We start from the raw sequence: 11,793 nt of genomic DNA, 5'->3' as shown, positions 1-11,793 counted from the left end.
CTTTTTGTTTTACACTCTTGGGACGCCACATAAGGGAGTGAAAAACTTGGATTTTCTGTACGAGTACGGGCTCTTTCTGGCCAAGGCCATGACCTTTGTCATCGCCGTTGCCGTCATTCTGGTGTTGGGCGCCGCCATGGGCAGTCGCAAGTCCCGCCACAAGGGCGAACTGGAGATCACCGATCTGGGCGGCCGCCTCAAGGGCTGGCAGCACAAGATGGAAGGAGTGCTGCTGGACAAGAAGGCCCGCAAGGCCAGGGCCAAGGCGGAAAAGGCCAAAAAGGACGAGGACAGGCCGACCCTGTTCGTGTTGGATTTCCATGGCTCCATGGACGCCCACGAGGTGGATTCCCTGAGGGACGAGATCACCGCCGTGCTGGCCGTGGCCACCGAGCGGGACGAGGTGTTGGTGCGCCTGGAGTCCGCCGGCGGCGTGGTGCACGGCTACGGCCTGGCCGCCTCCCAGCTGGCCCGGATCCGCACTGCCGGTATCCCCCTGACCGCCGCCGTGGACAAGGTGGCGGCCTCCGGCGGCTACATGATGGCCTGCGTGGCCGATCGCATCCTGGCGGCCCCCTTTGCCATCCTGGGCAGCATCGGCGTGGTGGCCGGCCTGCCGAACGTCCATAAGCTATTGAAAAAGCACGATATCGACTTCGAACAGCACACGGCGGGCAAGTACAAGCGCACCCTGACGGTGCTGGGCGAGAATACCGACGAGGGTCGAGACAAGTTCAAGGCCGATCTGCAGAGCATCCATGGCCACTTCAAGCGCCACGTCAACCATTTCCGCCCCCGGCTGGACATGGATGAGGTGGGCACGGGCGAGATCTGGCTGGGCCAGGAGGCCTGCGAGAAGGGCCTGGTGGACGCCATTGCCACCTCCGATTCCTACCTGGTGGACAAGCTCGACAGCCACCGCATCATTGGCGTCAAGTACCAGCTCAAACGCAAGCTGGGCGAGAAGCTGCACCTGGCCGCCCGGGGGCTGATGAGCCGGCTCGGACTCTAGCCTTGTCGCAGACACAAAAAAGGGGCCCTCCGGCCCCTTTTTTCATGGCGGTCAGCCCTTGAGGCGGTGGAAGTGTACTTCCTCGGCGCCCTTGGCGGCATTGGGGTCGTTGAAGATGGTCTCGTCCAGGTCACCCTCGGACTTGGCCACGGCCACCGACACCATGGAATCGCCGGTGACGTTGACGGCGGTGCGGGTCATGTCCAGCAGGCGGTCGACACCGATGATGAGGCCGATGCCCTCCACGGGCAGGTTCACCTGCTGCAGCACCATGGCCAGCATGATCAGGCCCACGCCGGGCACGCCGGCGGTGCCGATGGAGGCCAGGGTGGCGGTGAGGATCACCAGCAGGAAGTCGGCGAAACTGAGGTCGACGCCGTAGACCTGGGCGATAAACACCGTAGCCACGCCCTGCATGATGGCGGTGCCGTCCATGTTGATGGTGGCGCCGAGCGGTACGGTGAAGGAGGCGGTGGAGTTACGCACCCCCAGCTTCTGGGTCACGGTCTCCATGGTCACCGGGATGGTGGCGTTGCTGGAGGCGGTGGAAAAGGCGAACAGTACGGCGTCGCGCATCTTCTTGAGGAAGGTGATGGGGCTCAAGCGGGTCAGCAGCTTCAGCAGCAGCGGGTAGGTCATGAAGGCGTGCAGCAGCAGCACGAACAGCACCAGCATGAAGTACTTGACCAGGGAGGCGATGGTCTCGAAGCCCATGGTGGAGAACAGCTTGGCCATCAGGAAGAAGACGCCGTAGGGGGCCAGGTTCATCAGTATGGTGACCAGCTTCATCACCACCACGTTGAGATCCTCGAACACCTTGGCCAGGCGCTCACCGGCCTTGCCGGCCAGGGCCATGGACAGGCCGAACAGCAGGGCGAAGACGATGATCTGCAGCATGTTGCCCGAGGCCATGGCCTGGATGGGGTTGGAAGGCACCAGGTTGGTGAATACCTCGGACAGGGGCGGCGCCTGCTTGGCATCGAAAGTGGTGTTGGTGTCCAGCTCCAGGCCGCTGCCGGGCTGGATCAGCAAGGCGAAGCCCATGGCCAGGGAAATGGCGATGGCGGTGGTGACCAGGTAGAGGGCAATGGTCTTGCCACCCAGGCGCCCCAGTCGGCTGGTATCGGACAGTGAACAGGTGCCGCAGACCAGGGACACAAAGACCAGTGGTACGACCAGCATTTTCAGCGAAGCGATGAAAATTTGACCGCCAACGTGGAAAATTCCACCGGTCAGGTAGGTCGCCACAAAGGCATTTTCGGGAAAAAAGATCTTCAGCAGGGTTCCCACAAGAAAGCCCAGCGCCATGCCGATGATGATCCGGCTGGTCAGGCTGAGCTTATTGGCAGCATTTTTCATGGCCAATCCTTCAGTAATGTAATTTCATTATTGCGGCATAATCTAGCAGCTTGTCGGAGCCAATCACAGGGGCCTTGTCGGCGCCGCCAGGCCGCTGATGGATAAAACAAAGCCCGGACGCTGCCGGGCTTTTTCTCACGCTAATCGACCTTAGTCGCGCTGGAAGGGATAGACGCTGCCCAGGTTCATGATCTGGGTCAGTTCGTCCAGGGCCTCGCGGCTTTCGATGAGCAGCTGGGGATCGGCCAGATCCTCTTCACGCAGCTCGTCGCGGTAGTGCTTGTCCACCCACTGGTTGAGGCGGGCGAACATGGCGTCGTCCAGCATGGCGTGGGGGTTGACCGCCGCCAGCTCGGCGTCGTTCATGGCCACCCGCAGGCGCAGGCAGGCCGGGCCGCCGCCGTTGCGCATGGACTGCTTCACGTCGAAGAACTTCACTTCCTTGATGGGGGTGTCCTGCTCCACCAGCTCCTCCAGGAAGGTACGCACGGCGTCGTTCTCCTGGCACTCGGTGGGGGCGATGATGGCCATGTGGCCCTGGGGCAGGGTCAGGATCTGGGTGTTGAACAGGTAGGTCCTGACCGCGTCTTGGACGCTGACCCTGTCCCGCGGCACCTTGATGAAGTACAGCGGCTTGTCGTCGCCGAACTTGCGGCGGATCTCGTCGAACTTGGCCTCGGTGTCCAGGAAGGCGTCCTCATGGTAGAAGAGCACGTTCTGGTTGCCTACGGAGATCACGTCGTTGTGGAAGACGCCGGCGTCGATCACGGCCGGGTTCTGCTGCATGTAGACCACGGTGTCGTCGTCCAGGCCGTGCAGGCGGGCGATGGTCTGGGACGCTTCCAGGGTCTGGCGGGCCGGGAACTTGGTCGGGGCCGGACGGCTGGGATCGAAGGCGGTGCGGCCGTAGGCGAACAGCTCCACACCGGCGGCGCCGTATTCGCTGCACAGGCGGGTGTGGTTGGCGGCGCCTTCGTCACCGAAGTGGTCGTTGTCCGGCAGGTGCTTGTGGTGCTTGAAGTGGCGCTCGTCGGCGAAGATGGCCTTGAGGATGCGGCCGGTGACCGCCGGCTCCAGGCTGCGGTGGAACTTGTTGGTCAGGTTGGCCGGGGTGAAATGCACGCGGCCATCGCTGGTGTCACCGGACGGGGAAACGGTGGCGGCATTGGCCGTCCACATGCTGGAAGCGGAGCAGCAGGCGCGCAGTATGGCCGGGGCCTCCTTGGCGGCCTTGGCCAGTACCTGGGCGTCGGTGCCGGTGAAGCCCAGGCGGCGCAGGGTGGCCACATCAGGACGCTCCTGGGGGGCCAGGAAACCCTGCTTCATGCCCAGGTCGTGAAGCGCCTTCGCCTTTTGAAGTCCTTGCTTGGCAGCCTGCTTGGGGCTGGATGCTTCCTTGGCATTGGAAAGGGAGGCCACATTGCCGAAAGAGAGGCCTGCATAGTTATGCGTGGGGCCAACGAGGCCGTCAAAGTTAACTTCGTAATGTTTCATAGCTGGTGTCCTTGTAAGTCAGCACCGATAAGGGGCTGGCGCGAGATACCGGTGTCGCCATTATACCTTTTCCGGGCCTTTCGGGGCATTGCCCTTGCAAATGTCCGATGAGTGGAATTAATTAAAAAAAGCCTGCACAGGGTATAGGCTGAGAGTAGCTTGCCTTGCATCGACGGATGCAAACCTCTATATATGGGCGCCAAAATCCGGCGCCGCACGCACAAAGATAAAGAGACATATGGGTAAATCACTGGTTATCGTGGAGTCGCCTGCCAAGGCCAAGACCATCAACAAATACCTGGGCAAGGATTTCGTGGTGAAATCCTCCATCGGCCATATTCGCGATCTCCCCACCAGCGGCAGCGGTCGCGGCAAGAAGGCCACCGCCAGCAATGCCCTGGTGGCCCGCATGGGCGTGGATCCGGATAACCACTGGCAGGCCCACTACGAGGTGCTGCCGGGCAAGGAAAAGGTGGTCAACGAGCTCAAGGCCCTGGCCGAAAAGGCCGACCATGTCTATCTGGCAACGGATTTGGATAGGGAAGGGGAGGCCATCGCCTGGCACCTGCAGGAGCTGATCGGCGGCGAGCCCGAGCGCTACCGCCGGGTGGTGTTCAACGAGATCACCAAGAACGCCATCCAGCAGGCCTTCGAGCAGCCGGGCGACGTCAACGTGGACATGGTCAACGCCCAGCAGGCCAGGCGCTTCCTGGACCGGGTGGTGGGCTACATGGTGTCGCCGCTGCTGTGGAAGAAGATCGCCCGCGGCCTGTCCGCCGGCCGGGTCCAGTCCGTGGCCGTGCGCCTGGTGGTGGAGCGCGAGCGCGAGATCCGCGCCTTCGTGCCGGAAGAGTACTGGGACATCCATGCCGTTCTGGCCGCCGACCAGGGCCAACTGCGGATGATGGTGACCCATCACCAGGGCAAGGCCTTCAAGCCGGTCAACGAGACCCAGGCCATGGCCGCCGTGGACGCCCTCAAGGGCGCCGCCTACCGCATCACCGATATCGAGCAGAAGCCCAGCCAGTCCCGGCCCTCGGCGCCCTTCATCACTTCCACCTTGCAGCAGGCGGCCAGCACCCGCCTGGGCTTCGGGGTCAAGAAGACCATGATGATGGCCCAGCGCCTCTATGAGGCCGGCTACATCACCTACATGCGTACCGACTCCACCAACCTCTCCAAGGAAGCTGTGGACGCGGTACGGGGCTATATCGGCGACCAGTTCGGCGATGCCTACCTGCCCGAGAAGCCGCTCTTCTACGGCGCCAAGGCCAACGCCCAGGAAGCCCACGAAGCCATCCGCCCCTCGGACGTGAACGTGCGCTCCGAGGAGCTGAGCAGCATGGAAAGGGACGCGGTGCGCCTCTACGAGCTGATCTGGCGCCAGTTCGTGGCCTGCCAGATGACCAACGCCCGTTACGACGTCACCCAGCTCACCGCCACCGCCGGCGACTACCAGCTCAAGGCCAAGGGCCGGGTGCAGCGCTTCGACGGTTGGACCCGGGTGCTGACCCCCATGAAGCGCAAGGACGACGACGCCCAGCTGCCGGCGGTCAACGAGGGCGAGGCGCTCAGCCTCAAGCAGCTCGATCCCAAACAGCACTTCACTAAGCCGCCGGCCCGCTTCACCGAGGCCAGCCTGGTCAAGGAGCTGGAAAAACGCGGCATCGGCCGCCCCTCCACCTACGCCAGCATCATCTCCACCATCCAGGACCGTGGTTATGTCAAGGTGGACAACCGCCGCTTCTTCGCCGAGAAGATGGGCGAGATCGTCAACGACCGCCTGGTGGAGAACTTTACCAACCTGCTCAGCTACGACTTCACCGCCCAGATGGAAGGGGAGCTGGACGACATCGCCCAGGGCAGCCGTGAATGGCACCAGGTGCTGGACGGCTTCTACGCCGACTTCAAGCAGCGCCTGGACAAGGCCGAGGCCAAGCCGGAAGAGGGCGGCATGCGCCCCAACGAGGTGGTGCTCACCGACATCGACTGCCCCAGCTGCGGCCGCAAGATGGGCATCCGCACCGCCAGCACCGGCGTCTTCCTGGGCTGCTCCGGCTACAGCCTGCCGCCCAAGGAGCGCTGCAAGACCACCATCAACCTGACCCCGGGCGACGACGTCATCAAGGCCGACGACGACGAGGCCGAAACCGAAGCCCTGATGGCCAAGAAGCGCTGCGACAAGTGCGGCACCGCCATGGACGCCTACCTGGTGGACGCCAAGCGCAAGCTGCACGTGTGCGGTAACAACCCGGACTGCGACGGCTACCTGCTGGAAACCGGCGAGTTCAAGCTCAAGGGCTACGAGGGCCCGGTCATCGAATGCGACAAGTGCGGCAGCGACATGGAGCTGAAAAACGGCCGTTTCGGCAAGTACTTCGGCTGCACCAACGCCGACTGCAAGAACACCCGCAAGATCCTCAAGAACGGCGAGGTGGCGCCGCCCAAGGAAGATCCGGTACCGCTGCCGGAGCTGCCCTGCGAAAAATCCGACGCCCATTTCGTGCTCCGCGACGGTGCCGCCGGCCTGTTCCTGGCCGCCAGCACCTTCCCCAAATCCAGGGAGACCCGGGCACCGAAGATTGCCGAACTGGTGCGCTTCAAGGACAGGATCTCGCCCAAGTTCACCTACCTGACCGAGGCCCCGGTGGCCGACCCCGACGGCAACCCGACGGTGCTGAAGTTCTCCCGCAAGACCAAGGAGCAGTACGTGGCCTCCGAGCGGGAAGACGGCAAGGCCACCGGCTGGGCCGCCTTCTACAAGGACGGTCGCTGGGAAGCCAAGAAGGGCAAATGAGGCCCATGAAAAAGCCCGCCGATGGCGGGCTTTTTTACGGCCACAAAAAAGGCGGGCATGAGCCCGCCTCTTTCTTGCCCGGTCATTACCACTTGCGCTTGGGCGCGAACAGCTGGTCCAGCTCGTCCTTGGGCTTTTCTTCCCCTTGTTCCGGCTGGATCTGCTGCTGGGGCACCAGGTTGGCGCCCTTGGTGGCGGCGATCTCGTCCAGGTGCTGCTGCACCTCCTGGAGCTTGGCGGCCAGGTAGGCGTCGTGGCCGGCATGGGGCATGGCCAGCTGCTTGGCCTTGCCGAGGAACTGGCGGGCGGTACCGAACTGCTTGATGATCTTGGCGGAAACGCCACGGGAGATCAGGCCTTCCATGTTGATCTTCAGGCGCAGCCTGTCCAGGAAGGCGGCCTCGTGGCGGTAGCTGTCCGCATCCACCTTGCCGCGGTTGAACTCGGTCTTGAGCACGGCGCTGAGCTTCTTGGTGGCCTGGATCAGGGTCACCATCGCCTTCTCGTTGTCGGGCAGCTGGATGTTGTCGTCGCTGGCCTTGTTGCTGGCCTTGGCCTTCTGATACTGGCTCTCGGCATCACTGATGCGGCCCTGCAGCTTCTTGTCGCCGGACAGTTCGCAGGCCAACTTGAGGGCGTCGATCAGCCTGGCATAGAGCATGGCCACCAGGGCGCTGGAGATGGGCAGGCTGCCGGCCACGGGCAGCAGCTCTTCGGTTTCGTCGATGATGGCCTTCTGGCGGGCCAGCTCCTGACGGCGTTCGGCTTCCTGCTTTTGTTTTTGCTGCTGGACCACATTGATCACCACGATGATGATCAGCAGTGCCGCAATCACGGCCAGGACGATGTATGGCGTCATAGTTTTATTATCCTAATTGCGCGCACGCAGACTCTCGAAATCTTATCGGAATTGAGGCGCGTAGCATAGTATAGCGCCGGGGTGGGGTGATTTGGAAAACAGCTATAGATACACTATGGTTTATACGTTTTAAGAATAACCCTGCCCGGACACGCCATGAAACTGCAGCAGCTTCGCTACATCGTTGAGGTGCGCAACCACAACCTCAATGTCTCGGCCACCGCCGAGAGCCTCTACACGTCCCAGCCCGGGATCAGCAAGCAGGTGCGGATGCTGGAGGACGAGCTGGGGGTGCAGATCTTCGGTCGCAGCGGCAAGCACCTGACCCATGTCACCCCGGCCGGCCAGGAGATCATCGCCATTGCCGAGGACATCCTCGACAAGGCCGACGCCATCCGTGCCGTGGCCCAGGAGCACACCCAGCCGGACAAGGGCAAGCTGCACGTGGCCACCACCCATACCCAGGCCCGCTATGCGCTGCCGTCGGTGATCCGCAGTTTCATCGACCGCTATCCCAAGGTGTCGCTGCACATGCACCAGGGCACCCCCACCCAGATCGCCGAGGCGGTGGTGCGTGGCGACGCCGATTTCGCCATCGCCACCGAGGCGCTGCACCTCTATGACGACCTGATCATGCTGCCCTGCTACCACTGGAACCGCAGCATAGTGGTCAAGCCCGATCATCCCCTGGCCAGGCTGGAGCAGATCACCATAGAGGCCCTGGCCCAGTACCCCATAGTCACCTATGTGTTCGGCTTCACCGGCCGCTCCGATCTGGACGAGGGCTTTGCCAAGGTGGGCCTGGAGCCCCACATCGTCTTCACCGCCACCGACACCGATGTCATCAAGACCTATGTGCGCCTGGGCCTGGGGGTGGGGGTCATCGCCACCATGGCCTATGACGAGGAAAAGGACAGCGATCTGGTGCGCCTGGATGCCAGCCACCTGTTCAAGGCCTCCACCACCAAGATCGGTTTCCGCAAATCCTCCTTCCTGCGCGGCTATATGTATGATTTTATTGAAGGGTTCGCCCCGCACCTCAACCGTGCCCTGGTGGACGAGGCGATCCGCCTCAAGGACAACGACGCCATCGAAAGGCTGTTCGAGGGCGTCAAGCTCCCGCTGAAATAACACAACCCGGCTCGCAGTCGCAGGCAGTATCGCGGAGCCCCAACGGCAAAGGATACGGCATGCAGATCGGCATTCCCAAAGAGTCCCTGAGCGGCGAGGCCAGGGTAGCGGCCACGCCCAAGAGCGCCGCCGCCCTTATCGAACTCGGCTTTGACGTGATCATCGAAGCCGGCGCCGGCAAGGCGGCCAGCTTCGACGACGGCAGTTATGAGGCCAGCGGCGCCAAGATTGGCGATCCCTGGCAGGCCGACATCCTCCTCAAGGTCAATGCCCCAAGCGGCGACGAGGTCAAGCGCCTCAGGGCCTCCACCCTGCTGGTGAGCTTCATCTGGCCGGCCCAGCAGCCGGAGTTGGTGGACAGGCTCAAGGCCCGCGGCGTGACGGTGCTGGCCATGGATATGGTGCCGCGGATCTCCCGGGCCCAGAACCTGGACGCGCTGTCGGCCATGGCCAACATCGCCGGCTACCGGGCCGTGGTGGAAGCGGCCAGCGCCTTCGGCCGTTTCTTCAGCGGCCAGATCACCGCCGCCGGCAAGGTGGCGCCGGCCAAGGTGCTGGTGATAGGCGCCGGCGTGGCCGGCCTGGCCGCCCTGGGCGCGGCCGGCTCCTTGGGCGCCGTGGTACGTGCCTTCGACACCAGGCCCGAGGTCAGGGAGCAGGTGCAGTCCCTGGGCGCCGAATTCCTGGAGCTGGCGGTGGCGGAGGAAGGGGGCGGCGCCGACGGCTATGCAAAAGAGATGAGCCAGGCCTACATCGATGCCGAGATGGCGCTGCTGGCCGAGCAGGCCGCCGAGGTGGATGTGATCATCACCACGGCGCTGATCCCCGGCAAGCCGGCGCCCAGGCTTATCAGCCGCGACATGGTCAAGGCCATGAAGCCGGGCTCGGTGATCGTCGACCTGGCCGCCCCCAATGGTGGCAACTGCGAGCTGACCAAGCCGGGCCGGCGGGTCAAGAGCGACAACGGCGTCATCATCCTCGGTTACACGGATCTGCCCAGCCGGCTGCCGGGCCAGGCCTCCAGTCTCTACGGCGCCAACCTGGTCAACCTGCTGAGGCTCTTGTGCCCGGCCGGGGACGGCCAGATAGCCCTGGATCTGGACGACGAGGTGCTGCGGCACATGGCGGTGCTGAAGGACGGCGAGCTGCTCTATCCGCCGCCGCCCATCGCCGTGTCCAAGGCGCCGCCAAAGCCCAAGCCCCAGCCGGCGCCGGCCGAGATAAAGGCGCCCGAGCCGGTATCGCCGCGCAGGAAGGCGCTCTGGTACGGGGCCGGCCTGCTGGCCTTCGCCTGGGTGGCCTCGGTGGCGCCGGCCGCCTTCCTGGGCCACTTCACCGTCTTCGTGCTGGCCTGCGTGCTGGGCTACTACGTGATCTGGAACGTCACCCACGCCCTGCACACGCCGCTGATGTCGGTCACCAATGCCATTTCCGGCATCATCATAGTGGGCGCCCTGCTGCAGATAGGGCAGGGGGGCCTGGTCGGGGTGCTGGCCTTCATCGCCGTGCTCATCGCCAGCATCAACCTGGCCGGCGGCTTCCTGGTGACCCGGCGCATGCTGAAAATGTTCAGGAGGGACCAGTGATGAGCCATCCGCTGATTTCCGCCGCCTACCTGGTGGCGGCACTGTGCTTCATCGCCAGCCTGGCGGGACTTTCTAAGCAGGAGAGCGCCAAGGCCGGCAACAACTACGGCATCGCCGGCATGGTGCTGGCCCTGGTGGCCACCCTGATGCACCCCGAGGCAGGCAACCTGGGCTGGATCCTGGTGGCCATGGCCATCGGCGGCGCCATCGGCCTGCGCCTGGCGGTCAAGGTGCAGATGACCCAGATGCCGGAGCTGGTGGCCATGCTGCACAGCTTCGTGGGCCTGGCAGCGGTGCTGGTGGGCTACAACGCCTTCCTGGCCCACGCGGAGATGCCGGCCGAGCTGGTGGCCATCCACCTCACCGAGATCTTCCTGGGGGTGTTCATCGGCGCCGTCACCTTCACCGGCTCCCTGGTGGCCTTCGGCAAGCTCAGGGGCCTGCTCTCATCCAGGCCCTTGATGCTGCCGCACCGCCACAAGCTCAACCTGGCCGCCCTGGTGGTCAGCGCCTTCCTGCTGGTGGATTTCGTCAGTGCCGACGGCCTCGGTTTCCCGCTGGTGCTGATGACCCTCATCGCCCTGGTGTTCGGCTGGCACCTGGTGGCCAGCATCGGCGGTGCCGACATGCCGGTGGTGATCTCCATGCTCAACTCCTATTCCGGCTGGGCCGCCGCCGCTGCCGGCTTCATGCTGGGCAACGATCTCTTGATCATCACCGGCGCCCTGGTGGGCTCCAGCGGTGCCATCCTCTCCTACATCATGTGCAAGGCCATGAACCGCTCCTTCATTTCGGTGATCGCCGGCGGTTTCGGCACCGACGCCGGACCGGCCGGCGGCGACGAGGCCCAGGGCGAGGCGGTGGCCTGGACGGCCGAGGAGGTGGCCGAGCGGCTCAAGGCGGCCAAGTCGGTGATCATCACCCCCGGCTACGGCCTGGCCGTGGCCCAGGCCCAGTACCCGGTGGCGGAGCTTTGCCAGCACCTCAAGGAGCTGGGCATCAGGGTGCGTTTCGGCATCCATCCTGTGGCGGGAAGGATGCCGGGGCACATGAACGTGCTGCTGGCCGAGGCCAGGGTGCCCTACGACATCGTGCTGGAGATGGACGAGATCAACGACGACTTCCCGGACACCGATCTGGTGCTGGTGATCGGCGCCAACGACACCGTCAACCCGGCGGCCAGCGAAGATCCGGCCAGCCCCATCGCCGGCATGCCGGTGCTGAAGGTCTGGCAGGCCAGGGAGGTGGTGGTGTTCAAGCGCTCCATGAATACCGGTTATGCCGGGGTGGCCAACCCGCTCTTCTACCGGGACAACGCCGCCATGCTGTTCGGCGACGCCAAGGCCAGCCTGGAGGCCATTCTCAAGGCACTCTAGGTGTCAAAATATTGACGGGCATCTCAATCCTGAGCATCGTCGCCGTGAAGCTCGGCCCGTTCGGCTAACCTCCAGGTAAGAGGTGGTACCTTGAGAGGCTCCTCTTTCATGGACGGCCATGGGCCGACAGTTGCAAGCATGAGAACAGATATCGGATGTCGACCTTCGGGCGCCCAAGG

Annotated in this window: 8 protein-coding genes; 5 read left to right on the top strand and 3 right to left on the bottom strand. The window is 63.9% G+C overall.

Features of this window, described 5'->3' with window-relative positions:
- The first annotated feature begins 46 nt into the window (after positions 1 to 46).
- Positions 47 to 1,012 carry a protease SohB gene (gene sohB, locus WDB71_RS09460; RefSeq protein ID WP_341501336.1) on the top strand — a complete coding sequence of 322 codons (966 nt, stop codon included), beginning with the start codon at positions 47 to 49 and terminating at the stop codon, positions 1,010 to 1,012.
- A gap of 51 nt (positions 1,013 to 1,063) precedes the next feature.
- Here the strand turns inward: sohB and WDB71_RS09455 are convergent, their stop codons facing one another.
- On the bottom strand, positions 1,064 to 2,371 hold the full coding sequence (locus tag WDB71_RS09455; RefSeq protein ID WP_341501335.1) for a dicarboxylate/amino acid:cation symporter: 1,308 nt from the start codon (positions 2,369 to 2,371) through the stop codon (positions 1,064 to 1,066).
- Between the two features lie 150 nt (positions 2,372 to 2,521).
- Positions 2,522 to 3,865: an N-succinylarginine dihydrolase gene (gene astB / locus WDB71_RS09450; protein ID WP_341501334.1), complete on the bottom strand. Its 1,344-nt coding sequence runs from the start codon at positions 3,863 to 3,865 to the stop codon at positions 2,522 to 2,524.
- Positions 3,866 to 4,103: 238 nt separating this feature from the next.
- On the opposite strand from astB, the gene topA reads away from it, so the two are divergent.
- Positions 4,104 to 6,662 (top strand): type I DNA topoisomerase, encoded by a 2,559-nt coding sequence (gene topA / locus WDB71_RS09445; RefSeq protein WP_341501333.1) that lies wholly within the window; start codon positions 4,104 to 4,106, stop codon positions 6,660 to 6,662.
- A gap of 85 nt (positions 6,663 to 6,747) precedes the next feature.
- On the opposite strand, the gene WDB71_RS09440 is transcribed toward topA, so the two are convergent.
- Positions 6,748 to 7,521, bottom strand: a complete 774-nt coding sequence (locus WDB71_RS09440; RefSeq protein WP_341501332.1) for a hypothetical protein — start codon at positions 7,519 to 7,521, stop codon at positions 6,748 to 6,750.
- A gap of 156 nt (positions 7,522 to 7,677) precedes the next feature.
- Between WDB71_RS09440 and cysB the strand changes: the two genes are divergently transcribed.
- The 3 genes from cysB to pntB are packed head-to-tail and all read left to right on the top strand — an operon-like array spanning position 7,678 to position 11,614.
- Entirely contained in the window at positions 7,678 to 8,652 is a 975-nt protein-coding gene (cysB, locus tag WDB71_RS09435; protein WP_341501331.1) for an HTH-type transcriptional regulator CysB, read from the top strand.
- Between the two features lie 59 nt (positions 8,653 to 8,711).
- On the top strand, positions 8,712 to 10,238 hold the full coding sequence (locus tag WDB71_RS09430; protein WP_341501330.1) for a Re/Si-specific NAD(P)(+) transhydrogenase subunit alpha: 1,527 nt from the start codon (positions 8,712 to 8,714) through the stop codon (positions 10,236 to 10,238).
- The gene (pntB, locus tag WDB71_RS09425; protein WP_341501329.1) at positions 10,238 to 11,614 is read left to right on the top strand and encodes a Re/Si-specific NAD(P)(+) transhydrogenase subunit beta; all 1,377 of its coding nucleotides are present in this window, start codon (positions 10,238 to 10,240) and stop codon (positions 11,612 to 11,614) included. Before WDB71_RS09430 ends, pntB begins: the two co-directional genes overlap by 1 nt.
- The last annotated feature ends 179 nt before the right edge of the window (positions 11,615 to 11,793 follow it).

The organism is Gallaecimonas sp. GXIMD4217, assembly GCF_038087665.1.
GTDB lineage: Bacteria > Pseudomonadota > Gammaproteobacteria > Enterobacterales > Gallaecimonadaceae > Gallaecimonas.
This window is presented reverse-complemented; position numbering and strand designations above follow the sequence as displayed.

Bases quoted from the DNA above. Each gene is read 5' to 3' on its own strand.
- WDB71_RS09440 (WP_341501332.1), bottom strand. From the start codon at position 7,521: ATGACGCCATACATCGTCCTGGCCGTGATTGCGGCACTGCTGATCATC.
- WDB71_RS09455 (WP_341501335.1), bottom strand. From the start codon at position 2,371: ATGAAAAATGCTGCCAATAAGCTCAGCCTGACCAGCCGGATCATCATC.
- pntB (WP_341501329.1), top strand. From the start codon at position 10,238: ATGAGCCATCCGCTGATTTCCGCCGCCTACCTGGTGGCGGCACTGTGC.
- topA (WP_341501333.1), top strand. From the start codon at position 4,104: ATGGGTAAATCACTGGTTATCGTGGAGTCGCCTGCCAAGGCCAAGACC.
- cysB (WP_341501331.1), top strand. From the start codon at position 7,678: ATGAAACTGCAGCAGCTTCGCTACATCGTTGAGGTGCGCAACCACAAC.
- WDB71_RS09430 (WP_341501330.1), top strand. From the start codon at position 8,712: ATGCAGATCGGCATTCCCAAAGAGTCCCTGAGCGGCGAGGCCAGGGTA.
- astB (WP_341501334.1), bottom strand. From the start codon at position 3,865: ATGAAACATTACGAAGTTAACTTTGACGGCCTCGTTGGCCCCACGCAT.